Origin of the sequence: Duganella sp. FT27W (assembly GCF_009295655.1) — a bacterium.
GTDB lineage: Bacteria > Pseudomonadota > Gammaproteobacteria > Burkholderiales > Burkholderiaceae_D > Rugamonas > Rugamonas zoogloeoides.
In genome coordinates, this window is the sequence record NZ_WHIV01000003.1 from 546,790 (window position 1) to 572,514 (window position 25,725).

25 protein-coding genes are annotated in these 25,725 nt (G+C 64.3%); 10 read left to right on the top strand and 15 right to left on the bottom strand.

What is annotated here, in order from left to right; genetic code table 11:
- Positions 1–19 precede the first annotated feature (19 nt).
- The 4 genes from pcaH to pcaD are packed head-to-tail and all read left to right on the top strand — an operon-like array spanning position 20 to position 3,897.
- Complete coding sequence (gene pcaH, locus F8197_RS14230) at positions 20–712, top strand: protocatechuate 3,4-dioxygenase subunit beta (protein WP_373996874.1); 693 nt, start codon at positions 20–22, stop codon at positions 710–712.
- A 10-nt stretch (positions 713–722) separates the two neighbouring features.
- Positions 723–1,238, top strand: coding sequence for a hypothetical protein (locus F8197_RS14235; protein ID WP_056144343.1), 516 nt, complete (start codon positions 723–725; stop codon positions 1,236–1,238).
- A 12-nt stretch (positions 1,239–1,250) separates the two neighbouring features.
- Positions 1,251–2,627 carry a 3-carboxy-cis,cis-muconate cycloisomerase gene (pcaB, locus tag F8197_RS14240; RefSeq protein ID WP_373996875.1) on the top strand — a complete coding sequence of 459 codons (1,377 nt, stop codon included), beginning with the start codon at positions 1,251–1,253 and terminating at the stop codon, positions 2,625–2,627.
- Positions 2,628–2,634: 7 nt separating this feature from the next.
- Positions 2,635–3,897 (top strand): 3-oxoadipate enol-lactonase, encoded by a 1,263-nt coding sequence (gene pcaD / locus F8197_RS14245; protein WP_152882400.1) that lies wholly within the window; start codon positions 2,635–2,637, stop codon positions 3,895–3,897.
- A 56-nt stretch (positions 3,898–3,953) separates the two neighbouring features.
- On the opposite strand, the gene F8197_RS14250 is transcribed toward pcaD, so the two are convergent.
- From F8197_RS14250 to F8197_RS14260, 3 genes are read right to left on the bottom strand one after another with little or no spacing between them, the layout of a single operon-like run.
- On the bottom strand, positions 3,954–5,141 hold the full coding sequence (locus F8197_RS14250; RefSeq protein ID WP_152882401.1) for an ABC transporter substrate-binding protein: 1,188 nt from the start codon (positions 5,139–5,141) through the stop codon (positions 3,954–3,956).
- 16 nt (positions 5,142–5,157) lie between these two features.
- On the bottom strand, positions 5,158–6,120 hold the full coding sequence (locus tag F8197_RS14255; RefSeq protein WP_152882402.1) for a PDR/VanB family oxidoreductase: 963 nt from the start codon (positions 6,118–6,120) through the stop codon (positions 5,158–5,160).
- Entirely contained in the window at positions 6,117–7,172 is a 1,056-nt protein-coding gene (locus F8197_RS14260; RefSeq protein WP_152882403.1) for an aromatic ring-hydroxylating dioxygenase subunit alpha, read from the bottom strand. Before F8197_RS14260 ends, F8197_RS14255 begins: the two co-directional genes overlap by 4 nt.
- Positions 7,173–7,299: 127 nt before the next feature.
- Here F8197_RS14260 and F8197_RS14265 point away from each other — a divergent pair, with 127 nt between their 5' ends.
- Positions 7,300–7,785 (top strand): MarR family winged helix-turn-helix transcriptional regulator, encoded by a 486-nt coding sequence (locus tag F8197_RS14265; protein ID WP_152882404.1) that lies wholly within the window; start codon positions 7,300–7,302, stop codon positions 7,783–7,785.
- A gap of 6 nt (positions 7,786–7,791) precedes the next feature.
- Here the strand turns inward: F8197_RS14265 and F8197_RS14270 are convergent, their stop codons facing one another.
- From F8197_RS14270 to F8197_RS14300, 7 genes are all read right to left on the bottom strand, one after another.
- On the bottom strand, positions 7,792–8,493 hold the full coding sequence (locus tag F8197_RS14270) for an ABC transporter ATP-binding protein (RefSeq protein WP_152882405.1): 702 nt from the start codon (positions 8,491–8,493) through the stop codon (positions 7,792–7,794).
- Positions 8,486–9,253 (bottom strand): ABC transporter ATP-binding protein, encoded by a 768-nt coding sequence (locus F8197_RS14275; RefSeq protein WP_152882406.1) that lies wholly within the window; start codon positions 9,251–9,253, stop codon positions 8,486–8,488. The genes F8197_RS14270 and F8197_RS14275 overlap by 8 nt, the downstream gene beginning before the upstream one ends.
- A complete protein-coding gene (locus F8197_RS14280; RefSeq protein ID WP_152882886.1) occupies positions 9,250–10,239 on the bottom strand; it encodes a branched-chain amino acid ABC transporter permease in 990 nt (329 codons plus the stop codon). The genes F8197_RS14275 and F8197_RS14280 overlap by 4 nt, the downstream gene beginning before the upstream one ends.
- Positions 10,240–10,286: 47 nt before the next feature.
- Positions 10,287–11,153: a branched-chain amino acid ABC transporter permease gene (locus F8197_RS14285; protein WP_152882407.1), complete on the bottom strand. Its 867-nt coding sequence runs from the start codon at positions 11,151–11,153 to the stop codon at positions 10,287–10,289.
- Positions 11,154–11,255: 102 nt separating this feature from the next.
- Positions 11,256–12,458 carry a 3-oxoadipyl-CoA thiolase gene (gene pcaF / locus F8197_RS14290; protein ID WP_152882887.1) on the bottom strand — a complete coding sequence of 401 codons (1,203 nt, stop codon included), beginning with the start codon at positions 12,456–12,458 and terminating at the stop codon, positions 11,256–11,258.
- 11 nt (positions 12,459–12,469) lie between these two features.
- Positions 12,470–13,126, bottom strand: a complete 657-nt coding sequence (locus tag F8197_RS14295; RefSeq protein ID WP_056144314.1) for a CoA transferase subunit B — start codon at positions 13,124–13,126, stop codon at positions 12,470–12,472.
- Positions 13,123–13,788 carry a 3-oxoacid CoA-transferase subunit A gene (locus F8197_RS14300; RefSeq protein ID WP_019922312.1) on the bottom strand — a complete coding sequence of 222 codons (666 nt, stop codon included), beginning with the start codon at positions 13,786–13,788 and terminating at the stop codon, positions 13,123–13,125. Before F8197_RS14300 ends, F8197_RS14295 begins: the two co-directional genes overlap by 4 nt.
- Positions 13,789–13,932: 144 nt before the next feature.
- On the opposite strand from F8197_RS14300, the gene F8197_RS14305 reads away from it, so the two are divergent.
- Positions 13,933–14,781, top strand: a complete 849-nt coding sequence (locus F8197_RS14305; protein WP_152882408.1) for an IclR family transcriptional regulator C-terminal domain-containing protein — start codon at positions 13,933–13,935, stop codon at positions 14,779–14,781.
- 68 nt (positions 14,782–14,849) lie between these two features.
- Here the strand turns inward: F8197_RS14305 and F8197_RS14310 are convergent, their stop codons facing one another.
- Entirely contained in the window at positions 14,850–15,941 is a 1,092-nt protein-coding gene (locus F8197_RS14310; protein ID WP_152882409.1) for a porin, read from the bottom strand.
- A gap of 207 nt (positions 15,942–16,148) precedes the next feature.
- Here F8197_RS14310 and F8197_RS14315 point away from each other — a divergent pair, with 207 nt between their 5' ends.
- Entirely contained in the window at positions 16,149–17,336 is a 1,188-nt protein-coding gene (locus F8197_RS14315; protein ID WP_152882410.1) for an ABC transporter substrate-binding protein, read from the top strand.
- 140 nt (positions 17,337–17,476) lie between these two features.
- Entirely contained in the window at positions 17,477–17,659 is a 183-nt protein-coding gene (locus F8197_RS14320) for a DUF3606 domain-containing protein (protein ID WP_152882411.1), read from the top strand.
- Here F8197_RS14320 and F8197_RS14325 read toward each other — a convergent pair.
- Genes F8197_RS14325 through F8197_RS14335 form a run of 3 tightly spaced genes read right to left on the bottom strand, consistent with a single transcriptional unit; the run spans position 17,629 to position 21,653 of the window.
- Positions 17,629–19,158, bottom strand: a complete 1,530-nt coding sequence (locus tag F8197_RS14325; protein ID WP_152882412.1) for a PepSY domain-containing protein — start codon at positions 19,156–19,158, stop codon at positions 17,629–17,631. The two genes, F8197_RS14320 and F8197_RS14325, sit on opposite strands and share 31 nt — an antisense overlap.
- A 1-nt stretch (position 19,159) precedes the next feature.
- The gene (locus F8197_RS14330; protein ID WP_152882413.1) at positions 19,160–19,576 is read right to left on the bottom strand and encodes a hypothetical protein; all 417 of its coding nucleotides are present in this window, start codon (positions 19,574–19,576) and stop codon (positions 19,160–19,162) included.
- Between the two features lies 1 nt (position 19,577).
- Positions 19,578–21,653 (bottom strand): TonB-dependent receptor, encoded by a 2,076-nt coding sequence (locus F8197_RS14335; RefSeq protein ID WP_373996876.1) that lies wholly within the window; start codon positions 21,651–21,653, stop codon positions 19,578–19,580.
- A gap of 215 nt (positions 21,654–21,868) precedes the next feature.
- Between F8197_RS14335 and F8197_RS14340 the strand changes: the two genes are divergently transcribed.
- Both F8197_RS14340 and F8197_RS14345 read left to right on the top strand, forming a co-directional pair.
- Positions 21,869–22,051: a DUF3606 domain-containing protein gene (locus F8197_RS14340; RefSeq protein WP_019922304.1), complete on the top strand. Its 183-nt coding sequence runs from the start codon at positions 21,869–21,871 to the stop codon at positions 22,049–22,051.
- Positions 22,052–22,156: 105 nt separating this feature from the next.
- Entirely contained in the window at positions 22,157–22,489 is a 333-nt protein-coding gene (locus F8197_RS14345; protein ID WP_019922303.1) for a coiled-coil domain-containing protein, read from the top strand.
- A gap of 120 nt (positions 22,490–22,609) precedes the next feature.
- Here the strand turns inward: F8197_RS14345 and F8197_RS14350 are convergent, their stop codons facing one another.
- On the bottom strand, positions 22,610–25,681 hold the full coding sequence (locus tag F8197_RS14350; protein ID WP_227012246.1) for a TonB-dependent siderophore receptor: 3,072 nt from the start codon (positions 25,679–25,681) through the stop codon (positions 22,610–22,612).
- Between the last annotated feature and the right edge of the window lie 44 nt (positions 25,682–25,725).

Sequence of the window (25,725 nt, forward strand, 5' to 3'; positions counted from 1 at the left end):
CAACACCAAGGAGACAGCTGTGAAATTCGACACCATCGCCGCCGGCGTCTATCCCGAACTCGTTTATCCACCGTATAAATCCACGCTCAAGCGCGGCCCGTTGCAGCCGGCGCTGCGCATCAACGCGCCAGTGCCGGTGAGCGAGAACATCGCGCCCTCCCCGCGCATCCTGCTGCCGTTCGACACCGACCTGACCGCGCAAGGCGACGGCGCGCCGCTGGGTGAAAAGATCGTGGTCACCGGCCGCGTGGTCGATGAAGACGGCAAGCCGGTGCGCAATTCGCTGGTCGAAGTCTGGCAATGCAATGCGGCTGGCCGCTACCGCCACAAGAAGGACCAGCACGACGCGCCGCTCGACCCTAACTTCAACGGCTGGGGCAAGATGATGACCGACGACGAAGGCCGCTACCGTTTTGTGACCATCAAGCCGGGCCCTTACCCGTGGGGCAACCACCACAAGGCCTGGCGTCCCGCCCACATCCATTTTTCGTTGTTCGGCAATGTGTATGCGCAGCGCCTGGTCACACAGATGTACTTCCCCAGCGACCCGCTGTTCGACTACGACCCGATCTTCCAGAGCATTCCCGACCTGGCCGCGCGCCAGCGCCTGATTTCGCGTTTCAGTCTCGAAGAGACGGTGAGCGACCAGATGCTGGGCTACGAATTCGATATCGTCCTGCGCGGACGCAACGCCACGCCCATGGGCATCTGAGGAGCACCACATGACCACACCTATCACAACCTCCCAAACCATCGGTCCGTTCTCGCACGAAGCGTGGCAGTGGGCGGTGGAGCTTGGCACTGTCGCCAGCGCGGCTGCCGCCGGCATCACGATTGCCGGCACCATCTACGATGGCGACGGCGTGCCGATCAACGATGCCCAGATCGAGGCCTGGCAGCCCGGCGCTGCCGGAGTGGAAGCAGCGCGCGATATTCCCGCCTTCCGCCGCATCCCCAGCGACGACCAGGGCGGCTTCACCTTTACCCTGGCCGATATCGCGCTGGCGCCCGGCCAGCCGGTAGCCTACGTTACCGTGTTCGCGCGCGGCCTGGTCAAGCACCAGTTCACCGCCGTGTTCCTGGCCGACGACGCCGAGCTGGCAAAATCGGCGATACTGGAACAGGTGCCGGCCACGCGCCGCCCCACCCTGCTCGCAACGAAAACATCGGACGGCCAGTATCGCTGGGACATCCGCATGCAAGGCGACATGGAAACCGCCTTCTTCGACTACGTTTAGCCTGGAGCCGCAGTGAGTGTATCGATCTTCGACAGCTTTTTGACCACTACCAACATGATCGCCGTGTTCGACGACGCGGCCATCGTGCAGGGCATGTTCCGTTTCGAGCAGGCGCTGGCGCAGGCGCAGGCCGACGAAGGCCTGCTGCCGCAATCGGCTGCGCGGGCGATTGCCGGCGTGTGCAACGCCCAGCTGTACGACATCCCCGCCCTGATCACCGCCGGCCGCCGCGCCGGCAGCCTGGCCATCCCGCTGGTCAAGGAGCTGACCAAGACCGTGGCCCTGTACGACCAGGAAGCTGCGAGCAAGGTCCACTGGGGCAGCACCAGCCAGGACGTGATCGACACGGCCATGGTGCTGGCCACGCGTGACGCCCTGCAACTGCTCGACGACGGCCTGCACGACCTCACCGGCCGCCTGTTGCTGCTGGCTGGAGAACGCCTGGCCACGCCGGTGCTGGCGCGTACCCTGATGCAGCCGGCACAGGTGACCAGCTTCGGCTTCAAGCTCGCCGGCTGGCTGGCGCCGCTGGTGCGCGCGCGCGCGCGTTTGCGCGAATGCGCGCAGCGCGCCTTGCAGCTGCAACTGGGCGGCGCAGTGGGCACGCTGGCGGTGATGGGCGAGCAAGGCGCCGCCGTGGGCGCCCGCATGGCGCAAGCGCTCGATCTGCGCCTGGCCGACGCGGCCTGGCACACGCAGCGCGACGAATGGGTGCGCCTGGGCCTGGAAGTGGCGGTACTGACGGGCAGCCTGGGCAAGCTGGCAACAGACCTGAGCCTGATGGCGCAAGGAGAGATCGCGGAACTGGCCGAGCCTTCGGGCAATGGCCGGGGCGGTTCGTCGGCCATGCCGCACAAGCGCAATCCTGTCTCGGCGATGATCGCGCTGGCCGCCGCCACCCGCACTCCGCAACACGCCGCCGCGCTGCTGGCCGCCATGGGACAGCAGCACGAACGGGGCCTGGGCAACTGGCAGGCCGAACTGGCCGAGTGGCCCGGGCTGTTCCTGAGCGCGCACGGCGCCTTGCAGGCGCTGGACGAAGCGTTCGCCGGCCTGCACATCGACACCGCGCGCATGCGCCGCAATATCGACAGCCTGCAAGGGCTGGTGTTCGCAGAGGCCGCGTCGAGCTACCTGGCCGCCACCATCGGCAAGTCCGCCGCCCACGCGCTGCTGGAAAAAATGACGGGCGAATCGCTGACCAGCGGGCGCCACCTGGCCGACGTCCTGGAAGAGGCGATTGCCGCCGACCCGCAACTGCAAGCCGCCATCGACCTGGCGCACCTGCGCACCCTGTTCGACCCCGTCGCCGCCACCGCACCGGCGCACAAGCTGGCGCAGGAACAGTTGCGCCGCCTGCGCGACGACATCCACCATTTTTCCAAGTGAGTATCTTATGAGTTTCGACCCGATCGACCACGACTTCGAGCGCGGGCTGGGCAACCGCCGCGCCATCCTCGGCGACGCGTGGGTGGAGCGTTCGCTCGGCAACGCCAACCAGTTCAATGCCGACTTCCAGAACCTGATCACGCGTTTCGCCTGGAACGAGATCTGGGGACGCCCCGGCCTGGAGCAGAAAACGCGCCGCGCCATCGTCCTCTCGATCACCATCGCGCTGGGCCGCTGGGAAGAATTCGACCTGCACGTGCGCGCCGCGCTGCTGGGCGACGACAGCAACCGCCTCACGCCCGACGAATTGAAGGAAGTATTGATCCAGTCCGCCATCTACGCCGGCGTGCCGGCCGCGAACACCGCATTCACCCACGCCATGGCGATCCTGCGCGAAGTCGGTCCGCAGATCGGCTACGAACTGGAACCCTCGGCGCCGCTGGCAGCAAGCCATCCGGGCGTGGGCCGCGCAGGACGCAGTAGCGGCAGGCCAGCCCTCCACTACACGGTGCGCGAACCACGCAATGGCAAGGCGCCACGCCACACGGTGGTACTGAGCCACGCGCTCGGTTGCGATTTGACCATGTGGGACCAGCTGGCCAACCAGCTGGCACTTGATCACCGCGTCATCACCTACGACCATCGCGGCCACGGCAGTTCGGAATCACCGCCCGGCGCCTACGCGATGGCCGACCTGGCCGACGACGCGGCCGCACTACTGCGCGAGCTCGATACCGGCCCGGTGGTGTGGATCGGCTTGTCGATGGGCGGCATGGTCGGCCAGGAGCTGGCGCTGCGCCATCCGGCCCTGGTACGAGCGCTGGTGCTGGCCAACACCACGTCCGGCTACCCGGCGCCGGCCCAGGAAGTCTGGCGCCAGCGCATCGCCACCGTGCAGCTCGAAGGCATCGAACCGATCGCCGATGCGGTGATGGGCCGCTACTTCCACGACGCCTTCCGCGCTGCGCATCCGGGCACCGTGACGCGCTTTCGCCGCCGGGTGGCAGCGACCGACAACGTCGGCTATGCGGGCTGCTGCCACGCGGTGGGAACCGTGGATACCACGGCGCGCCTGGGCCAGATCAAGGCGCCGACGCTGGTGATTGCGGGAGAACTGGACCAGGGCACGCCGGTGGCAATGGCGCAGGTGCTGGCCGAGGGCATTGAAGGTGCCCAGCTGGAGGTGCTGAAAGACGCTTCGCATTTGAGCTATATCGAGCAGCCGGAAGCGTTCAGCGCTGCAGTACGCGGGTTTATCGCAAACTTGTAAGTCTCGGGGTCCGTCATCGCTGCGACAGCCGGTGACGGACTCTCTCCCTGTCTGGCTTATACGCCGGGATCGCGCACCTTTTCCACCTGGTCGAACTCCACGTTGTAGTACCCTCCTCCCACCAGCTCCGCCTTGCGGATATACACGGTCTGCACGATATCGCGCGTTGCTGCATCGATGCTCACCGGTCCGCGCACACTGGTCCACGCCATCCCTTTCATTGCCGCCAGCAGCTTGTCGCCATTGCTGTCGCCGCCGGTTTTTTTCAGCGCCTGGTACAGCAGGTGCATGCCGTCGTACGCGCCCACCGAGTGGAAGTTCGGACGCATGCCCTTGTTCGCTTTCTGGAACGCGTCCACGTACACCTTGTTCTCGGCCGACGGATGCGCGGCCGAGTAGTGGTGGCTGCTCACCACGCCGGCCGCTGCCGGGCCGATGCTGGCCATCAGGTCGTCATCGAGCACGTCGCCGGTGCAGATCAGGCGTACGCCCGCTGCGGCCAGTCCGCGCTCGGTGAACTGCTTGAGCACCGCCGCACCTTCGCCCGATGGCACGAACACGAACAGCGCGTCCGGTTTCAGGTCGCGCACCTTGGCCAGGAACGGCGCGTAGTCAGGATTGCGCAGCGGCGCGCGCACCGTTTCCACGACCTTGCCGCCGCCTTCCGTAAAGCCCTTGACGAACACTTTTTCGGCGTCTAGCCCGGGGCCGTAATCGCTGACCAGCGTCACCACCGTGCGGATCTTGTTTTTTGCCGCCCACTGGGCCATGGGCGCGGTCACCTGGGCCAATGTAAAACCGGTGCGCACGATGTACGGCGAGCGTTGCGGAATCACCGAGGTGGCGGCGGCCATCACAATCATCGGCACCTTGGCCTGCGTGGCGACCGGCGCCGCTGCAAACGCCAGCGGCGTCAGGCCAAAGCCGGCCAGCACCTGCACCTTGTCGCGCGAGACCAGTTCCTGCGCCAGGCGCTTGGTGACGTCGGGCGACACGCCGCCGTCGTCCTTGAGAAGGATTTCCACCGGCCGGCCCGCCACCGTGGCGCCGTTCTGGGCGAGATACAGTTTGACGGCCGCCTCGATCTGCTTGCCGGTGGAGGCGAACGGCCCGGACATCGGCAGGATCAGGCCCACCTTGAACGGGTTGGCGGCAAATGCGGACAGCGGCAGCAGGCCGGTCGATAAAGCGGCAGCGCCCAACACGAGGCGGCGGCGTGGCTGGTTGATATGGTTCGTCATCATGTCTCCTTGGGTATTTTTATAAGTCCAGCAGCAGTCTGGGAGTTTTGGAACGGGAACAACACGGGGTGAACTGGTCGTTGGCGGCCTGTTCTTCTTCGGTCAGGTACTGGTCGCGGTGATCGGGCACACCTTCAAGAACACGCGTCAGGCACGTGCCGCATACGCCCTGCTCGCACGACGCCGGCACGAACACGCCGGCGTCCTGCAGCACCTTCATCACGGTCACGCCGACAGGGATGGTGTACACCGCGCCGCTGAACTTGAGCTCCACGTCGAATGGCTGGTCGCCGGTCGACTCCACCACGACAGCGCCGAAATATTCGAGGTGCAGCTGGTTGGCCGGCCATTGCTGCTGCGCGGCCGCCGCCTTGACGTGGTCGATGAAGCCGGCCGGCCCGCAAAAGTAGATGTGGGTGCTGCGATCGAGACTGGCCAGCAGCGCCGGCAGATCCAGCTTGCGGGCGCTTTCGCCGGTATCGAAATACAGGTGCGAGACAGCAGCGAAGGGCGAAGCGGCGATGCGGTCGCGGAACGCCATGCGTTCGGGCGCGCGCGCACAGTAGTGCAGTTCGAACTGCGCGCCCTGCGCCGACAAGGCCTCGGCCATCGCCAGGATGGGCGTAACGCCGATGCCGCCGGCCAGCAGCAGGCTGCGCGGCGCGTCCGCCAGGGCGAACAGGTTGCGCGGTGCGCTGATTTGCAGCCGGGCGCCGGCCGCGATGCCGTCATGCATGGCGCGCGAGCCGCCGCGCGACACCGGATCGCGCAGCACGCCGATCACGTAGCGGTGGCGCTCGTGCGGCGGGTTGCACAGCGAGTACTGGCGCACCAGCCCTGGCGCCACGTGGACGTCGATATGCGCACCGGCGGCAAACGGCGGCAGTTCGCTGCCGTCTTCGCTCACCAGTTCATAGCTGCATATGTCGTCCGCCTCGCGGGTCCGGCGGTTCACCCGGACGCTCAGCAGACCGGCGCTCATGCCGGCTGCTCCGCAGGGGCAGCCGGCGCGGCTTCCTTGGCCATCCACTGCTCCAGCACCCGGCGCGACTGCATGCCGCCGGCGTCGATGTTCAGCGCCAGCAGCTTTCGTTCCGGGTGGCGCATCAGGTTGGCCTGCTGCAGTTCCAGCATCTCGCGGTCTTCGTTGAAGATCTTGCCCTGTCCTTCGCGGATGGTCGCGGTCAGTTCCTTGTCTTCAGGCTTGAAGTTGCGGGCCATGCCCCAGAAGTACCAGTGCGAGGTTTCGGTTTCCGGCGTGATGAAGTCCACCACGATGCTCGACGCCTTGAACTGCGGCGCGGCGTCGTAGCCGCCGTTACCGGCGTGCGCCACGCCGACTTCGATCATCACGTGGCTCGGTGGCGTGAAGCGGCACACCTGCCAGCGGTCCACCGGCACGTCGTCGGCAAGGCCATTGCCGCGCAGGGCCGCGCGCCAGAACGGCGGCGCCATGATGTTTTCCATGTAGCGGCTGGTGATCACTTCCTCGCCGTTGACGCGGGTGGTCACCGGCGCTTCATCGATCTCCTTCTGGCCGATGCTCGATGCGTGGACATAGGTTTCGTGGGTGAGGTCCATCAGGTTGTCGATCATCAGGCGGTATTCACAGTTGATGTGATACAGGCCGCCGCCGTAAGCCCATTCGGGGCTCTCGGCCCATTCCAGGTAAGGGATCTGCGCGGGGTCGGCCAGTGCGCGGTCGCCGGGCCACACCCAGATGAAACCGTGGCGCTCCTCCACCGCGTAGCTGACTATGCACGGGAAGCCGCGCACGCGCTGGCCCGGCATGCTGATCACCTTGCCTTCGCAACCCATTTCCAGGCCGTGATAACCGCAGACCAGGTTGCCGTCGCGGACAAAGCCGAGCGACAGCGGCGCACCGCGATGTGGACAGAAATCCTCTACCGCCGCCACCTTGCCGTCCGCGCCGCGATAGAACACGATCTTCTCGCCGCAGACCTGGCGGCCCAGCGGCTTGCCGTCGATTTCGTCCGGTGTGCAGGCTACATACCAGGTATTTTTCGGGTACATATTGTCTCCTTTGTTTTTAATATTCAGTACACTGAATATCGTAAAGTATAGTCCTGAAAGCGGAGAAGTAAACCACCGCACCCAACTCTTTTCATATTGCGCCGCACCAGCGGCGCCAAGGACCGCCATGCCTGACACCGAAAGCAAATTGATCGACCTGTACGAACACCCGGGCCACCTGCTGCGGCGCGCGCAGCAGATATCGGTGTCGATCTTTTACGATGAAATGGGCAGCGACCTGACGCCGATCCAGTACGCGGTACTGCGCAACCTGGCGGCCCATCCGGGCACCGACCAGGTGTCGCTGGCCGCGCTCACCGGCATCGATACGTCCACCGGCGCCACCGTGTGCGCGCGGCTCGAGGAAAAAGGACTGTTGGAGCGCAAGGTGATTCCGACCAACCGCCGCCAGCGCGCGCTGACCATCACCGGCGCGGGCGAGCAGCAACTGGCCGACATGATCCCGGGCGCGCAGCGGCTGCGGCGCCGTTTGCTGGCGCCGTTGACGGGGCCGGAACAGTTGCAGTTCATGGCGTTGCTCACCAAGCTGGTCCAGGAAAACAATGAGCAGAGCCGCGCGCCGCTCACTGCTGCCACCGGCAGCGTCAAATAGGAGACATCAAGCCACCGCGACCAGCTTGTCCAGCTTGTCGCCATCGGCCAGCAGACTGGCGCTGTCCGAGTCGTGCACGATGCGGCCGCGATCGAGCACGATGGCGCGCTTGGTCAACGACAGCGCCAGGCGCGCATGCTGTTCCACCACGATCACCGACATGCCCTCCTCGTCCACCAGCTTGCGGATCACTCGCACCAGGTCCTGCACAATGATCGGCGCCAGGCCTTCCATCGGCTCGTCCAGCAGCAGGATGCGCGGGTTGGTCATCAGGGCGCGGGCGATCGCCACCATCTGTTGCTCGCCGCCCGACAGCTGGTTGCCCATGTTGGTGCGGCGCTCGTGCAGGCGCGGGAAGATCTCGTAGATCTTTTGCAGGTTCCACGGCCCAGGACGGGCCACCACGGTCAGATGTTCTTCGACCGTGAGCGACGGGAACATATGGCGCTCCTGCGGCACCCAGCCCAGACCCGCACGGGCGCGCTTGTGGGTGGTCATGCGGCCGATGTCAGCGCCGTCCCAGTGAATGCCGCCGCCGTGCAGGCGCGTCAATCCCATCAGCGTCACCAGCAGGCTGGTTTTGCCGACGCCATTGCGGCCCAGCAGCGCCAGGCTGTCGCCTTCTTTCATGGTGAACGACACGTCTTCCAGGACGATCGACTCGCCATAGCCGGCCGTGACTTTATCGAGCTTCAGTAATTCACGCATGCTCCGCCTCCCCCAGGTACACTTCTTTGACACGCGGATCGGCCGCGATTTCTTCGGGCGTGCCTTCGGTCAGCACCTTGCCGCCCACCATGACCGTGATGCGGTCGGCAAAGCGGAACACCAGTCCCATATCGTGTTCGATGAACAGCACCGTCACGTCGCGCGGCAAATTGGCCAGCACTTCGAACAGCTCCTTGCTCTCGGCTGACGGAATGCCCGCCGCCGGTTCATCGAGCAGCAGGATGCGCGGCCTGGTGGCCAGCGCCAGCGCGATTTCCACCAGCCGCTGCTTGCCATAGGCCATGCTGCGCGTGATGCTGTTGGCCTGGTCGCTGAGCTTGAGGGTGGCCAGCAGCGCCATCGCCTCGTCGATCACGTCCGGGTGGTTGGCCACGGTCTTGTACCAGACCGACTGCAGGCCGCGCCGCTCGGAGATCGCCAGCGCCACCGATTCCAGTACCGTCATGCCGGCGAAAAGGGTGTTGAGCTGGAACGTGCGCGTCATGCCGCGATGGACGCGTTCATGCTGCGGCAACTGGGTGATATCCTCGCCGCCCAAGAACACCTTGCCGCTGCTGGGCATGAAGCTGCCGGTCAGCAGGTTGATGAAGGTGGTCTTGCCCGCGCCATTGGGACCGATCAGCGCGTGGCGCGCGCCGGGCTTGAAGGTGAGGCTCACATCGCTGTTGGCCAGGAATGCGCCCCAGCGCTTGGACAGTCCTTCGGTGCGCAAGGTGATGTCGGTGCCGACGGTGCTCATGCTGCCTCCTTTTTCGATTTGAAGCCAGCCGCCAGTTTTTCCAGGCCACCGAGGATGCCGCCGCGCGCAAACAGCACGATCAGCACCAGCAGCAAGCCGATATAGAACTGCCAGTAAGCGGGATTGAGACCGGAGATGTAATCCTGCGCCACCATGAACACGGCAGCGCCGATCAGCGCGCCGTACAGGCGCCCGGTGCCGCCCAATACCAGCATGATCAACAGTTCGGCCGAACGGGGGAAACCGAGCGAATCGAGACCGACAAACTGCGTGGTCTGCGCCAGCAGGCCGCCGGCTACACCGGCAATCACGGCCGAGACGGTGTAGATGGCGACCAGGCGGCGATTGACGTTGACGCCGAGCGACGGCATGCGGCGCACACCTTCGCGGATACCGATCAGGCTCAGACCGAATGGCGACTTGACCAGCCGGCGCAGCACCACGAACAGGATGAACAGCACCGCAAAGCTGTACCAGAAGGCCACCGTGCCGTTCAAGTCGAATTCGAACTTGCCGAACAGGTTACCGACCATCATGCCCGACAGGCCATCGACGCCGCCGGTCAGCCACGAAGCCTTGTTGGCCGCTTCGTGCAGCATCAGGCAGATGCCCAGCGTGACCATCAGGCGCGTGAGGTCCTGGCCGCGCACGACCAGGAACGAGACGATGAAGCCGAAGATGCCGGCCACCACGGCCCCCGCCAGCAGGCCGCTGAGCGGCTCGCCCCAGCCATGCACGGCCAGCAGGCCGGCAGTGTAGGCGCCGAGGCCGAAGAACGCGGCATGGCCCAGCGAGACGATGCCGGCGTAGCCGAGGATCAGGTCCAGCGACAGGGCGAACAGGCCGATGATCATGATCTGGCTGATCAGGACCAGGTAGCCGGGGAAGGCGAAGTAGGCGGCGATGGGCAGCAGCCAGAACACGATTTCCAGCGGCTTCCAGCGGTCGTTGGGCAGGTTCAGATGCGCGGTTGGAATGGTGGTCATGGTGGTCTTCGCAACGGTTGCGGGTTTCAAGGTGTCGGTCATGGCGTTCATGCTTTCCTCCTGATCAGGCCAGCGGGGAACAGGATCAGCAGCACCACCATCAGCGCGTAGATCACGAAGGCGCCGATTTCCGGCACATAGTATTTGCCGGCCACGTCGAACACGCCGAGGATGAGCGCCGCCACCAGCGGACCCTTGATGGTGCCGGCGCCGCCTACAGCCACCACCAGCAGGAAGTACACCATGTACTTGATCGGGAAGCTCGGGTCGAGACCCAGCACGTCGATACCGAGACCGCCGCCAAGGCCGGCCAGGCCGGAGCCCAGCGCAAACGTCAGGCTGAATACCAGGCTCACATTGATACCGAGGCCGGCCGACGCGGTCTGGTTGTCCACCGAGGCGCGGATCTGCGCGCCGAAGCGGGTACGCTCGATCAGCAGGCCGAGAGCAATCGTCACCAGCACCACCACGCCGATCAGGAATACCCGGTAGGCGCCCACGTCCAGGCCCAGGACATGCACCTGGCCACGCAGCCATTCCGGCAGCGTGACCGGCTGCTGGGTAGGGCCGAAGAAGTAGGTGGCAGTGGCCACCGACATGAAGGTGAGACCGATCGAGAACAGCACCTGGTCCAGGTGGCTGGCCTTGTACAGGCGCCGGTACAGCAGCCGCTCGAGCACTAGCCCCACGAGGGCCGACGCGATGAACGCCAGCGGCAGCGACGCCAGGAACGGCACGCCCAGGGCGGACAACACGGTCACGCTCACATACCCGCCCAGCATGGCAAAGGCGCCGTGGGCCAGGTTAATAAAGTTCATCATGCCCATCGTGACCGACAGGCCCACGCTGATCAGGAACAGCAAGCTGCCATAGGCGATGCCATCGAACAGCACGCCCGCGAAGTTGGCTAACATGGCTGCCCCCGTTTCATGTCCAGGCGCTCTGCGGCGCCGTGTTGGTGTCGTTGTTTCATTTTGTCTCCTGCCATTCTCAGACTTACATTAAATCACACCGTTTCAGACTTTCTCGATGATGATCGCGATGCCCTGCCCCACGCCGATACACATGGTGCACAGCGCGTAACGCCCGCCGTTGTGTTGCAACTGCCAGGTGGCGGTGGTCACCAGGCGCGCGCCGCTCATGCCCAGCGGATGGCCGAGTGCAATCGCGCCACCGTTGGGATTGACGCGCGGGTCGGTATCACTGAGACCCAGTTCGCGCAGCACGGCCAGGCCCTGCGACGCGAACGCCTCGTTCAACTCGATCCAGTCCATCTGTTCGAGCGTGAGGCCGGTCTGGCGCAGCAGCTTGCGCACCGCCGGCACGGGCCCCACGCCCATCACGCGTGGCGCCACGCCGGCCGTGGCCATGCCGACGATGCGCGCCAGCGGCTTCAAGCCGTGCTGCTGCGCCGCTTCGGCGCTGGCAATCAACAGCGCGCAGGCGCCGTCGTTGATGCCCGACGCATTGCCGGCAGTGACGCTGCCGTCGGCCCGCACCACGCCCTTGAGCTTTGCCAGCGCTTCGACTGTGGTGGTGCGTGGATGTTCATCGTGGGCGAAGACGATCGCATCACCCTTTTTTTGCGCGATGGTGACCGGCACGATCTCGCGCTTGAACACGCCTGCGGCAATCGCGGCGGCGGCCTTGTTCTGGCTCGCCAGCGCGAACGCATCCTGGTCGCTGCGGCTCACCTGGTAATCGGTGGCGACGTTTTCCGCCGTTTCAGGCATGGTCTCCACGCCATAGGCATCTTTTAATGCCTTGTTGATGAAGCGCCAGCCCATGGTGGTGTCCTGCAGCGAGGCGTTGCGCGAGAAGGCGCTGTCGGCCTTGCCCATCACGAACGGCGCGCGCGTCATCGATTCCACGCCGCCGGCAATGATCAGGCTGGCGTCGCCGGACTGGATGGCGCGCGCCGCCGTGCCTACGGCGTCCATGCCGGAGCCGCACAGGCGGTTGATGGTGGTGCCGGGCACCTCCACCGGCAGACCGGCCAGCAGCGACGACATGCGCGCCACGTTGCGGTTGTCTTCGCCGGCCTGGTTGGCGCAGCCGTAAAACACGTCGTCCACCTGGTCCCACTGTACGCCGGGATTGCGTTCGACCAGCGCGCGCAAGGGTACCGCGCCCAGGTCGTCGGCGCGCACGTCTTTCAGGGCGCCGCCGTAGCGGCCGATCGGGGTGCGTACCGCGTCGCAGATATAAGCATCGGTCATCATCAATCCTTTCATTGCACCAGCGTGGCGCCGGTGGCCGCCTGCAGTTCTTCGAAGGTAAGGCCGGGCGCCATTTCCAGTACCGCCAAACCGTTCGGGGTCACGTTGAGCACCGCCATGTCGGTGTAGATGCGGTTCACGCACGCCACGCCGGTAAGCGGGTAGCTGCACGCCTCGACGATCTTGCTCTCCCCGGACTTGGTGACGTGGTCCATCATCACGAACACCTGCTTGGCGCCGATGGCCAGGTCCATGGCGCCGCCCACGGCGGGAATCGCATCGGGCGCCCCCGTATGCCAGTTGGCCAGGTCGCCATGTTCGGACACCTGGAACGCGCCCAGCACGCACACGTCGAGGTGGCCGCCGCGCATCATCGCGAACGAATCGGCGTGGTGGAAGTACGCGCCGCCGGTGAGCAGCGTAACCGGCTGCTTGCCGGCGTTGATCAGGTCTTCGTCCTCGTCTTCCGGCGCCGGTGCGGGGCCCATGCCGAGCAGGCCGTTTTCGCTGTGCAGGAAGACTTCACGTTCCGCCGGCAGGTAGTTGGCCACCTTGGTTGGCAGGCCGATGCCGAGGTTGACGTAAGCGCCTTCGGGAATGTCCTGCGCCACGCGTGCGGCGATCTGGTCGCGGGTAAAGCGTTTTGCGGGTTTGGTGATATCGGTCATGCTGCCTCCTTGACTACACGCTGGACGAAAATGCCCGGCGTAACGATCGTTTCGGGATCGAGTTCGCCCAGCGCCACCACGTCGCGCACCTGGGCGATGGCCACCTTGGCCGCCATGGCCATGATCGGGCCGAAGTTGCGCGCGGTCTTGCGGTACACCAGGTTGCCCCAGCGGTCGCCGCGCAGCGCCTTGATCAGCGCGAAGTCGGCGTGGATCGGTGCTTCGAGCACGTAATGGCGGCCGTCGATCAGGCGCGTCTCCTTGCCTTCGGCCAGCAGCGTGCCGTAACCGGTGGGGGTGAAGAAACCGCCGATGCCGGCGCCGGCTGCGCGGATGCGCTCGGCCAGGTTGCCTTGCGGTGTCAGTTCGAGTTCGATTTCGCCGGCGCGGTACAGCGCATCGAAATGCTGCGAGTCGGCCTGGCGCGGGAACGAGCAAATGATCTTGCGCACCCGCTTGGCCTTCAACAGCGCGGCCAGGCCGGTCTCGCCATTGCCGGCGTTGTTGTTGACGATGGTAAGTTCGCGCGCGCCCTGTGCGATCAGCGCGTCGATCAGCGCCGACGGCATGCCGGCGTTGCCGAAGCCGCCGATCATGACGGTGGCGCCGTCGTGGATGTCGGCTACCGCGCGCTCCAGTGATTCAAAAGTTTTGTCGATCATCGTGTGCTTTCATGATTCTTCTTGTTTCGGTTTGTGCGATAATCGAACTAATGATTGATCACCGCACACTCAGTGTATGACTTGCTCCGGCGGTGGTCAAGAAAAACCGTCTATCGAATCGATCGCCTGGATTAAAATCACGTCATGTCAAAAGCCAAACCAACCGAAACCGCTGCGCCTGTCCCTGCAACTGCCGACGAGGACCGCGAGCCCACCATCGCCGAACAGATCGACGCCATGACTGACCCCAGCTTCATGACGTCGCTCGCGCGCGGCCTGGCCGTGGTGCAGGCGTTCAGCGATTCGCGCAAGCCGCAAACCATCGCCAACATCAGCCAGAAGACCGGCATCCCGCGCGCCGCCGTGCGCCGCTGCCTGCATACGCTGCGCGAGCTCGGGTACGTGGACGCGGAGCTGAACAACTTCTCGCTGCGGCCCAAGGTCCTCACGCTCGGCTACTCCTACCTGTCATCGACGCCGCTGACGGTGTCGGCCCAGCCCTACCTGAACAGCATCAGCCGCACGCTCAACGAATCGAGCTCGCTGGCAGTGCTGGACGACGGCGAGGTGCTGTACGTGGCGCGCGCCGCCACGTCGCGCGTGATGTCGGTCGCCTTGAATACCGGCAGCCGTTTGCCCGCCTACTGCACGTCGCTGGGCCGCGTGATGCTGGCCCACCTGCCGCCCGCAGAACTCGACCGCTACCTGGCCAACACCAAGCTGCGCGCGATGACCAAGAACACCGTCGTCAGCCAGAAAGGCCTGCGCGAAATCCTGGCCGGCGTGCGCGAACAGGGTTACGCCGTCAACGACGAGGAACTGGAACTGGGATTGCGGTCGATCGCAGTGCCGGTACGCGGCGCCTCGGGCACCGTGCTGGCCGCCCTCAACGTGGGTGCGCAAGCCGCGCGTGTCAGCGTCAAGGAGCTAGAGAAAGAGTTCCTGCCCGTGCTCCTCAAGGGGGCACAGGAACTCTCAATCCTGCTGCCGTAAGTGAGGCCATTTCAGCGGCGCCAGGGCAAGGCGCTGCAACGACGCCATGGCGCCGGTGATATGGCCGATTAGAATGAATGGCGCAAGCCCGCCATAAAGCCATTCTGCGTTTTTCCCGCGCCGACGGTGCCGCCGGCATCGAGCGCGATTGCCGACAGACCGCTGTTTTTCATGCGGCCGATGCCGACGTAGCTGGCCGTGCGCTTGGAGAAGTAATAGGTCAGACGCGCGACCACCATGGTGGCGTCGGCGTTGCTGTTCTTCAGATCGCGGCGGGCCACTTGCGTGTCGAGCGTGGTCAGTGGCGTGACCGGATAGCTCACGCCCAGGAAGTACAAATCCGATTCCGACAGGCCGGTCGCGGCACGCGTGGTGCGGTCCACGATGCCGGCGCCGATCTTGCCCTCGCCTACCTTGACATAGCCGTTGGCGGTCACGCGCTTGTCGCTGTTGTCGCTGCTGGTCAAGCCGCCGGCCGCCCCGACGTTGCCGTACATGATGTCGTAGGACGCATTCAGGCCCCACGCCGGCGTTTCGTAGCCGAACAGGCCGGTGATCTGGCGGCAGGCTTTCGAGTTGCCCGCCACTTCGCCGGGGCAGCCCGTCGCTGCCGGGCCGCCGGCGGCCGACACATCGCGCCCGGTGCTGTAGGTGGCGCCGATCACGAAATTGTTGAAGTTGCCCAGGTAGCCGATGGCGTTGTCGCTGCGGGCATTCGGCAGGTACGGGTCGATGCTGCCGATGGCGAACAGGTTGGGACCCATCACGTCCGACTTCATGCCGGCGATATACGTCATGTTGATCTGGCGGCCCAGGGTAACGGTGCCGAAGGCGCCCTTCAACCCGACCGATGCCTGGCGGCCGAACAGGCGGTTGCCCTGTCCCATCGAGCCGCTGTCCATGGTCAGTCCCGCTTCGAGCGTGAACACCAGTTGCAGGCCGTCGCCCAGGTCCTCGGCGCCGCGGAAGCCGATACGCGACGGGAAGGAACCGGTCAGCGATGGCATCTTGGTGACCGAATCGCCGGCAGCGTTGGCGTTGGTGGTGTGGACCACGCCGGTGTCGAGCAGTCCATACACGGTGACGCTGGACTGGGCCATCGCTGCGGACGCACCTACGCATGCCATCAGCGCCACGGCGCCACGGATACTGTTTTTCATTGCTGTCTCCTGTTTGTTTTATTGTCTCTTTATAAGCATGTGCGATTAACGAACATCTGGTTGTTAATCGCACATAAATTGGATACTATGATCGTCGCGAGGCGATGTCAAGCTGCCTGATATCATCGTTAGGCCACAATGCAACATTGCGAGCAGCGCCACGCGGGGCTACACCGCGCATTTCATAGACAAAAACAGGAGACCGGCATGAACAGGAAAAATTTTGTAAAGACAGCGTTGACCACGATCGCGCTGGCTGCGGCGACGCTGGCCATCGGCCCGAACGCCTACGCCCAGGACACCATCAAGGTCGGCGTGATCGCCGCGTTCTCCGGCCCCTTTGCCGACTACGGCAAGCAGATCGAAGGCGGCATCAAGGCGTACATGGCGCAGCACGGGTCCACCGTGGCCGGTAAAAAAATCGAGATCATCGTCAAGGACACGACCGGCCCGGCGCCGGAAATCGCCAAGCGCCTGGCGCAGGAACTGGTGGTGCGCGACAAGGTGGACTTCCTGGCCGGCTTTGGCCTGACGCCCGAAGCGCTGGCCGTGGCGCCGATTGCCCAGCAGGCCAAGAAGCCGATGATCATCATGAACGCGGCCACGTCGTCGATCACCACCAAGTCCAGTTACATCGCCCGCTTTTCGATGACGCTGCCGCAGATCTCGGCGCCGATGGCCACGTGGGCGGCCAAGAACAACATCAAGAAAGTCGTGACCCTGGTGGCCGACTACGGTCCCGGCATCGATGCGGAAGCCGCCTTCAAGGCCGAACTGGTAATAGGCGGCGGCACGGTGACCGAAGCGATCCGCGTCCCCCTGCGCAACCCGGAATTCGCGCCGTACATCCAGCGCATCAAGGACGCCAAGCCCGACGCGGTGTTCATCTTCGTGCCGGCCGGCGAGCAAAGCATCGCCTTCATGAAGGGCTACCGCGAGCGCGGCCTGGCCGCTGCCGGCATCAAGGTCATCGCCACCGGCGACCTGACCGACGACCACGTGCTGCCGGCCATGGGCGACGCCACGCTGGGCGTGATCACCACCTTCCACTATTCGGCCGCCCACAAGTCGCCGGAAAACGCCGCATTCCTGAAAAGTTTTGCGGCCACCAATCCCGGCGGCGGCCGTCCCAATTTCATGGCGGTGGCGGCCTACGACGGCATGGCCGCGATTTACGAAGTGGCCCGCAAGTTGAACGGCAAGATCGACGGCGACAAGGCAATGGAAGTGCTCAAGACGATCAAACTCAATAGCCCGCGCGGCCCGATCGCAATCGACCCGGCCACCCGCGACATCGTCCAGACGGTGTATGTGCGCAAGGTGGAAAAGGTTGGCAACGAGGTCTATAACATCGAGTTCGACCAGTTCCCCAACATGAAGGATCCGGGTAAATAAGCAACACTTGTTTCGTCTTCCTGCTGGTGTCAACCACCGGCGGGCTTCGCGCGTTAAGGGAATGTCTCGACACCGAATGCCAGCAGTGGCACAGTAGAACGGCGCTGAGACACCCTTACGCAGAATGGAGCTGGACGATCATGCAAGCATATTCAAACACTAATTCGACTGTAGCTAGCCGCCAGGGCTTTATCAATCCCAACCACGTGCAGGAAGTGCGCTACTGGGCCGAGGAGTTCCACATTCCGCCGGCGCGCCTGATCGCTGTCGTGCGCGAAGTAGGCCGCAATCTTTACGAAGTGCGCAAACGCCTGGCGATGTAAGCAGCTGCCAGCGCCACGCAGAGCAACACAGAATCGACCCCAGCGACGCCCACGCCCCCGGCGCCGCCACGCTGACCCTGAACCAGGGCGGTCAGCAAATGATCGCCGGTAGTGGACCAATTGAGCGCCACCGCCAGCACCGCCAGCACCCCGATGACGATCGCCTGTTCGCGCCACGCGGCGCGGCCGCGCCACCACGCGTGCGCAAATGCCGCGAGCCACGCGCCATAGAACGCCTGCACTTCGTGCAGCGCGCTGCCCTCGGCATGGCTATCGATTGTCGGCAGCAGCCGGTTGGCGACCATGAACACCAGCGTGGCCAGCACGATGCCGGTCACGCTGCCGATGGTCAGTCCCTCCACCACGCGCACACCGGCCAATCCCCGCTTCGCATGCTGCGCGCGCCGGCCCTCGATCCAGAACAGGAAGCCGGTGCAGATCATCGCGCAGCCGGCCAGCCCGCCCGCGAAATACAGCCAGCGCAGCAGCGCGTGGTCGAAGCGGATGAAGTGCAGGCCCGAGATGAAGCGTTGCGCGGTCATCACCGGTCCCGCCTCGAAGCGCGCCAGCACCCGGCCCGTTTGCGCATCGAAGAAAATCTGGTCCAAATTCATCGTGACGTCGCTGGCGTACGAGCGGCGCAGCTCGACATAGCTGTTGGCATCGCCGGGGTGGAACACGCGCACGAAATACGGCGCGCCACCGCCCCAGGCGGCTGCAGCGGTCGCGCGCATGGCGTCGATGGAGCCCAACTGGCCGGGCGCCTTGGCCGGCTTGCGCGTGTACTTGCCGTAGGCTTCGGCCATGAACGCCGCCTTGGCCTTGGCGCCCTCGCCGTAAGCGCCCGCATGCAGTTGCGGGAAGTAGATGGTAATGAAGATGATCAGGCCCGTGAGCGCGATCATGACGTGGAATGGCAGCGCCACCACGCCGGTCAGGTTGTGCAGGTCCAGTGCGCTGCGCTGCAAGCGCTTGTGCGGACGAAACGTGAAAAACTGTTTGAAGATCTTCTTGTGAACCACAACGCCGGAGACCAGCAGCACCAGCATGCTCATCGCTGCCAGGCCCACCAGCCACTTGCCCAGCTCCAGCCACTTGATGTGCAGGGTATAGTGAAACGGCACCAGGAAACCGGTGGCCGCATCGGACTGCTGCGGCGCCAGCAAGGTGTTGGTATTCGGGTCGATGAAGCGGCCATGCTCGGCGCCCTTGGCGTCGCGCCAGGTCAGTTCCGCCACCGGGTTGCGGCTGGTGGGCAGGTCGATGCGCCATTGCCTGGCACCGGCCGGCACCTGCGGCACGGCGGTTGCCGCCAACCGGTCCAGCGACAGTGGCGCATGCACTTGCGCGATGCGGGTTTGCGGCAGCATCCAGCGGTCGATCTCGCTGCCGAACACGCTCAGGGTGCCGAACCAGAATATCGCGAACAGCAGGCTGCCGATGATCACGCCGGCCCACGTGTGCAGCAGCGCCATCGACTTGGTCAACGTATCGCCCATGTCAGATTGCCGCCCACCATAACGCAGCCAGCACCACTGCCAAGCCGCCCAGCAGCAGCCACAAACGCACGACGCTGCGCACGCTGAAGGCCCACAGCGCCAGCACCAGGTAAAACACGAAGCCCAGCATGGCGCACAAGGCCACCGCCTCGGAGCGCACCATGCCGGCATGCGCCAGCGCGGCGCTGCAAGCCGCCACGGCCAGGGCGGTAACCGCGTAGCCGCCGACGATGGCGCCGGCCACGCGCAGCGCCAGGGCCAGCCACGCCGGCGGCTGGTATAGTGCATCCGGCGCGCGAGCGTGATCACGCGCCCTGTGCGGTTCGTGCGGCTTGTGCCGATAGTCCTGCTGACGCAGTTCTCCCGGCACGGACGGCGGCGCGCCGGAAGAGCCGGCGCTGGCGTCAGTTGGCGTCACCTTAGAACCGCAGCGCGTAGCCGAGGCTCAACGTGCGGCCACGTCCGGCGAAGTAACGCTTCGGTTCGACCAGCGCGCTTTGCGAGTAATAGGTGATGTAGTCCTTGTCGAACAGATTGGCCACCGACAGGCGCAGCTCGCCATTGCCTTTACCCAGCTTGTAGCCGGTGGTGGCATCGACCAGCGAATAGCCGCTGAATTCCTTGGCCGCCTCGTCGAACGACTGGCTGAACGCGTGCTGCGCCTGCACGAAGGTGGACCAGCGGTCGTTCCAGTCGGCGTTCCAGGTGGCGATCACGCGATTGGGCGCCACGTTCAGGCCATCGAGCTTGCCGTCGAGCGAGCCGTCGCCGTTGGTGTCGTAGCGGCCCTTGGTGTAGGCATACGATACCTTGGCGCGGTGCGCGGTGTTGAAGCGGTAGGCGGCGCCCAGGTCCAGGCCTTCGGTGCGGGTCTTTTCGCGCGCCATCATGAAGGCACCATTGACCGCGATCACGCGCGTGCCGAAGTCGGAATCGGCGCGGAAGTAGGCGGCGTCCAGGTCCCAGGCGCCCTTGTGATAGCGGCCGCCCAGTTCCACGCTTTTGGTCAGAATCGGCGCCAGGTCGCGCATGTTCGCGACGCTCTGCCCCACCGTGTTAATCGAGCGCAGCACGCGACCGATATCGGGCATGCCGAAGCCTTCGGAGTAGCTGGTAAACAGCGTCAGGCCCGCCGCCGGATTCCATACCAGGCCGGCGTTATACAGCTCTTCGCTGAAATCGAGCTTGCCGCCCTGGACCAGTACGCGGCGGTACTGGGCCAGCGTGCGGTAGGTGTCCACCGTGAGATCGGCTTTTTCCTTGCGGGCGCCGGCATGTGCGGTCAGGCTGTCCGTCAGCTTGTACTCGCCCTGGGCGAACAGCGAGTAGTTGCGGTACTCGGAGTTCGGCACGTAGGTGCGGCCGGTCAGGTACAGGTCCTGCTTGCCCTTGTCGAACAGGGTATCGAAACCGACGGTAAGCTTCAGGCGGCCGTTCAACAGATCGTCGCGGCCCAGGCCCACCTTGCTGCCGTACTTCGAGGCGACGGAGCGCGACTGGTCGTACAAGGTGCCGGTGGGTGCGATCAGCGGGTCCTGGAAGGTGGCCGAGATGTCGGCGCCGAACAGTCCTTCGAATTCCTGGTTGAAGATCATCGCGGTCAGTTCCATGCCGGCCAGGTTGGCGTGGCGGTAGCTGAGGCTCGAGGTCCACACGTCGTTCCATGGCGGCGTGCCTGCCGGCGTGAGCTTGACCGAGGTGCTCGGGATGCCCAGCGCGCGGTCGCCGGCCACCACCTGGTAGTTGGCCTTGGACTTGATCTTGTAGCGATTGACGGACAGTTGCAGGCGCTGGTTGTCGTCGAACCAGTAGCCGAGTTTGACCAGCGCGTCGTAGCTGCGTGAATCCATCAGGTCGCCCTGAGTGGTGTCGGCGCCGATCGAGCGGCCCTTACCATCGAGGTACAGGCCCTGGTCTTCGTAACTGAGCCCGAACAGGTATTCGAACTTGTCGTTACGCCCGCTGGCGTTGTACGAAGTTTTGTAGTTGGCCGTATCGCTGCCGATGTCGGTGGTGGGCAGCGTGGTCTGCACATCGACCGACTGGTTGAAGGCGCCCTTTTCCGGCCGCTTGGTGATGATGTTGATGGTGCCGCCGGTGGCGCCCAGGCCGTTGATGGCATTGGCGCCCTGGACGATCTCGATCCGCTCGACCATCGAAAAATCGATGGTGTGCGCTTCGCGGCCGGTGGGACGCATCGGGTTCGATTGCGGCACGCCATCGACCAGGATCAAGGGCGTGCGGCCGCGCAGCGTTTCGCCCGAACCATTCATCTTGCCCCGGCTGGGCGTGTACGACGGCAGGATGCTTGACAATACGTCGGACGAATTGCCGGAAATGGCCAGTTGCTTCTCGATGTCTTCCTGCTTGATGATCACCACCGTTTGCGGCGCCTGGTTGGCGGCGATGTTGGAGCGCGAGGCGGAGACGATCACGGTATTGGCGTCGGTAACTTCCTGGGCCCCGGCGGCAGGCGCAACCCAGGCAGTCAACACGGCGGACACGAGCACAACAAGCGCGCGGGGGCTGGGCGCGGAGGACAAGGATTTCACGGCAAGACCTGATTTTAATTGAGAATGATTGCTATTATCGTGATAGCTTGGTCATGCGTCAAGAAAACATCCGGTATATTCATTTATGTGAGCGAGGGCACTGAGTGTGGGAGGCCAAAGTGCCATGATGGGCGCCCAAGAATTATCGGACAGACATCATGAACACCCAACATCAAAACAATACCGGAGACTTCCGCCACCAGGCTTACATCAACCCGAACATCGCCCAGGCGGTCGCTTACTGGGCCCAGGAATTCCGCGTTACCCCGTCCAGGCTGATCCAGGTGGTGCGCGAAGTGGGCCGTAACGTCGGCGAGGTGCGGCGCCAGTTGTCGCGGTAAAGTAGTGGTGCCGGGCAGGCGGAGACACGGGTTTGAACCGGTGATATGATATTGATCAAGGCATGTGCGGTGCAATCAGGTCAGCCTTGCTGATTGGAGGATCTCATGACATCGATACCGTTCGACACCCTGAAAATGATGGAACGCCTGGAGAGCGCTGGCTTCACCAACGCACAGGCAAAAGCCCAGGCTGAAGTCCTTGCTGAAGTCATCGGCAAGGAAAAGGCCCATGCTGCCGAGCGTTACGCAAGCAAGCACGACGTTGCGCAGGAACTGGTCGGCATCAAGGCATCGATCGATAACCTTGGTGCCACCCTTAACCTGAAAATCGACAGAAGTGCTGCCGAGGTCAAAAGCGAATTGATCCGCTGGGTGGTCTCGGTGGGCGTGTTGCAAATGGCGCTGATTGCCGCGTTGATCCTCAAGCTGACGCATTAATCCTCGCTCATTTGCTCATCGCTGGCGACGCCTCCCCCCTCGCCTTGCCCCCGACACCAGGCAGCCCACGCTCGATCCGGCCAGTCCGCCAACCGGTCGGCATCGGCGCATTTCCCTTCCTTAGAAGTTATAGCGCAACCCGGCGCGGTACACGCGGCCCAGCACATCGTACAGCTGCGGATTGATGCCGAAACTCAGGTTGGTCTGCGGCGCCGGCGCCGGATTGACATCGCCGATGTTGTCGATCTTGAAGAAGCCGGTCAGCTTGTCTGAAAATTTGTAGCTGCCGCCCAGGTCCACGTAAAACGCGCCCTTCATCTTGTTGTTGGCAATGGTCGGATGGATGATGGTGGAGACCGGGCAATCGGTCTGGCATTCGATGTACTCGTTGCTGTACACGCCCTTGCTGATCCAGCGCTGGGCCAGGGTCAGGCTGTACTGGTCGGTATCCCACGACTGCGACGCCAGGCCTTTCCAGCGCGGCGTGGTGCCGAGGTTGTTGCCGGCGCCTTCAGACGGTATCGTGCCCACCACGCCCGGATCGGTGAGGAAGCTGATGTTGCGGGTGACCAGTGCACGCAAGGTCAGGCGGCCCGGCAGGCCCCAGTCCTTCAGGTTCATCCGATACGAGCCTTCAAGGTCGTAGCCCTTGCTGCGCAGCGAAGCCAGGTTGAATGCCTGCACCGTCACAAAGTTGTTGGTGGCCACCGGGTTTCCCAGCGACACGGCGCCGCAAATTTCCTGGTTGCCGGCCACGCACAAATCCACTTCCTGTTGCGCCGTCAGCGCCGAGATCACGCCATCGACCTTGATGTCGAAGTAGTCGATCGATGCCGAAAAGCCCGGCGCCCACGACGGTTGCGACAGCACGATGCCGACGATGGTATTGCGCGCGATCTCGGGACGCAGGCGGGTATTGCCCACGCTGCGCTGCTGGATCGCCACCGTGTTGCCCTGGTATTGCACGATATTGTTCACCACTACCTGCGCCGCGTACAACTCGCTCAGATTCGGCGCCCGCACGTCCTTGGACGTGACTGCGCGCAGGCGCCAGCCGTCGAGGCCGGTCTTCCAGTTGGCGCCCAGTTTCCAGCTTTCCACGTGGCCCGAAGTGCTGTACCGGGTGTGGCGATCGGCCAGGTTGAGGTTGGCTTCGCCCCAGGTGGGGGATTTTAATACCGGCACGTTCAGCTCCACGTACGCTTCCTTGACGTTATACGTGCCCTGGGCATTGTGATAGTTGCCGGCATACCAGTTGTTGCCCACCGCCGTATTGAGCAGCGGGTCGGCCGGGTAGTCGGCGGTGTTGGGGCTGTCGGCGAAGATGCCGTTGCCGTACGGATCGCCGGTGACCTTGTAGTGTTCGCGGCGGTACTCGGCGCCGGTGGCGATTGCAATCGGACCGGCCCACGATGAAAACGCTTCGCCGTTGAAGTTGATGCTGGCCACGTCCTGAGTCTGGCGCGTGTGCTGCTGCGGGCCGTTGGCCGGCGCGATATAGCGCCAGGCCGCCTGGTCCACCGGCACGTCGCCGATGATGTTGAACGGCCGGCAGCCAGCGGCAGCGGCCACCGCGTTACGGCAGACGATGGTGCCGTCGGGCGCGCGCACGGCGTCAATCGCCGCGTTGTAGCGCGCATTGAGCGTCATGTCATGGACGATGATGTCGGTACGGTTGACGCCGTGTTCGGCGTAGGTGTCATACGACCATTCCTTGCCGCCCAGCTGGAACTTGCCGTTGGCGCCTACCACTACCCGCTTCATTTCGCGGGTGGGATGGACATTGATATTTTCCGGGAACACGGCGTTCGCCGTGCCGTACTGGAAGCTGGTGATATTGTTGGCGGCGCACGCGGCAACGATGGACGCTGGCAGGTAGGGATTGTCGCAGCGGATGTTCAGGTTGGCGTTCTTGGCCGCGCCAGGGTTGGGCGAGAAATGCGATTTGACCTTGCCGTAGTTGGCGGTAAAGTAAATTTCGTGGTCGGGGCTGATATCGAAGCCCACGCGGGTATAACCCACCTGGCGCGTGAGGTCCATGGCCAGGTTGGTGCCGGCGCCCACGCTGCCGCTCAGGTCGCCGCCGACGCAGAAAGGGTTGACGCAATTGGTCACCGAACCGGTACCGGTCGGCACCCCATTGGAGCCGTAGTTGAACTGGTACGGCTGGCCATTGGCGCCAAACGCCGTGCCTTGCAGCGGGCCGCTGGTGATCAGGCCGAATTTCGAATACTGGTATTGCTGGGCATGCTCGATGGCCGTGTACTGTGGTTTGCCGTCATTGGTCTGGCTCAAGGGACGGACCTGGAACGCCGGGTTCTTGTACCAGGTGCGGCCATTCGGCCCCACTTCGCCGAAACCGGGCGACTCGATGCCCTTCTCGCGGCCGTATTCCGCGCTGGCCGTCACGTGCAGGCGGTTGTCCATGAACGCCTTGCCCCAGGCTGCTTGCAGCGAGCCGTTCTTGTCGTCGTGGTACCTGGTCATGCCACCTTCGATATTCGCCTTGAAACCCTCGAATTTCTTGTCGGTGATGAAGTTGACCACGCCGCCGATGGCGTCCGAACCGTACGAGGCCGAGGCGCCGCCGGTGACCACGTCCACCCGCTTGATCAGCAATTGCGGGAACTGGCTCACGTCGGTCACGCCGGTGACATTGGCGCCCACCACGCGCTGGCCGTCAAGCAGGGTCAGGGTACGGATCGCACCGAGGCCGCGCAGACTCAGCGAACTCAACCCCTGCACGCCGCTGCTGGTACTGTTGGTGCTGGTGGTGCGGCCGGTGCTGCCCTGCAGGGCCGGCAGTTCGGCAATCGCGTTGAACAGGTTGGGCTTGGCAGTCTTGGCCAGGTCTTCGGCGCCAAGCGACGTGGTAGGCGTCGGTTGCGTGAAACCGCGCGCGGCGATGCGCGAGCCGGAAACGGTGACCACGTTCTCTTTTGCCACTTCGGCAGCCGATCCCGGCGCCGTCTCGATGGCTGCCGGTGCCGATTGGACTGGGGCAGCGACCGGTTCCACTGCAGCGGGCGCTGCGGTTGGCGCGGCAGTGGCCGGCGTTGTATCGGCTGGCGCCTGCTGCGCCGGGGCGACAGCCTGCTGTGCCTGCGCAGATAACGCGAAACAGGCGCAAGCACTGGCCACGGCCAGGCGCATGATGGTATGACGGGTTGGGGTTGGGGTTGGGTGTTGCATGTTGTCTCCGATCTTCGTTTGTTTTATGTGTGTTGTCCGCGCGG

What these genes read in the sequence shown, in the direction of transcription:
- F8197_RS14235 (WP_056144343.1), top strand. Translation starts at nt 723, where the DNA reads ATGACCACACCTATCACAACCTCCCAAACCATCGGTCCGTTCTCGCAC.
- pcaD (WP_152882400.1), top strand. Translation starts at nt 2,635, where the DNA reads ATGAGTTTCGACCCGATCGACCACGACTTCGAGCGCGGGCTGGGCAAC.
- F8197_RS14250 (WP_152882401.1), bottom strand. Translation starts at nt 5,141, where the DNA reads ATGATGACGAACCATATCAACCAGCCACGCCGCCGCCTCGTGTTGGGC.
- F8197_RS14255 (WP_152882402.1), bottom strand. Translation starts at nt 6,120, where the DNA reads ATGAGCGCCGGTCTGCTGAGCGTCCGGGTGAACCGCCGGACCCGCGAG.
- F8197_RS14260 (WP_152882403.1), bottom strand. Translation starts at nt 7,172, where the DNA reads ATGTACCCGAAAAATACCTGGTATGTAGCCTGCACACCGGACGAAATC.
- F8197_RS14265 (WP_152882404.1), top strand. Translation starts at nt 7,300, where the DNA reads ATGCCTGACACCGAAAGCAAATTGATCGACCTGTACGAACACCCGGGC.
- F8197_RS14270 (WP_152882405.1), bottom strand. Translation starts at nt 8,493, where the DNA reads ATGCGTGAATTACTGAAGCTCGATAAAGTCACGGCCGGCTATGGCGAG.
- F8197_RS14275 (WP_152882406.1), bottom strand. Translation starts at nt 9,253, where the DNA reads ATGAGCACCGTCGGCACCGACATCACCTTGCGCACCGAAGGACTGTCC.
- F8197_RS14280 (WP_152882886.1), bottom strand. Translation starts at nt 10,239, where the DNA reads ATGACCACCATTCCAACCGCGCATCTGAACCTGCCCAACGACCGCTGG.
- F8197_RS14285 (WP_152882407.1), bottom strand. Translation starts at nt 11,153, where the DNA reads ATGTTAGCCAACTTCGCGGGCGTGCTGTTCGATGGCATCGCCTATGGC.
- pcaF (WP_152882887.1), bottom strand. Translation starts at nt 12,458, where the DNA reads ATGACCGATGCTTATATCTGCGACGCGGTACGCACCCCGATCGGCCGC.
- F8197_RS14295 (WP_056144314.1), bottom strand. Translation starts at nt 13,126, where the DNA reads ATGACCGATATCACCAAACCCGCAAAACGCTTTACCCGCGACCAGATC.
- F8197_RS14300 (WP_019922312.1), bottom strand. Translation starts at nt 13,788, where the DNA reads ATGATCGACAAAACTTTTGAATCACTGGAGCGCGCGGTAGCCGACATC.
- F8197_RS14305 (WP_152882408.1), top strand. Translation starts at nt 13,933, where the DNA reads ATGTCAAAAGCCAAACCAACCGAAACCGCTGCGCCTGTCCCTGCAACT.
- F8197_RS14310 (WP_152882409.1), bottom strand. Translation starts at nt 15,941, where the DNA reads ATGAAAAACAGTATCCGTGGCGCCGTGGCGCTGATGGCATGCGTAGGT.
- F8197_RS14315 (WP_152882410.1), top strand. Translation starts at nt 16,149, where the DNA reads ATGAACAGGAAAAATTTTGTAAAGACAGCGTTGACCACGATCGCGCTG.
- F8197_RS14320 (WP_152882411.1), top strand. Translation starts at nt 17,477, where the DNA reads ATGCAAGCATATTCAAACACTAATTCGACTGTAGCTAGCCGCCAGGGC.
- F8197_RS14325 (WP_152882412.1), bottom strand. Translation starts at nt 19,158, where the DNA reads ATGGGCGATACGTTGACCAAGTCGATGGCGCTGCTGCACACGTGGGCC.
- F8197_RS14340 (WP_019922304.1), top strand. Translation starts at nt 21,869, where the DNA reads ATGAACACCCAACATCAAAACAATACCGGAGACTTCCGCCACCAGGCT.
- F8197_RS14345 (WP_019922303.1), top strand. Translation starts at nt 22,157, where the DNA reads ATGACATCGATACCGTTCGACACCCTGAAAATGATGGAACGCCTGGAG.
- F8197_RS14350 (WP_227012246.1), bottom strand. Translation starts at nt 25,681, where the DNA reads ATGCAACACCCAACCCCAACCCCAACCCGTCATACCATCATGCGCCTG.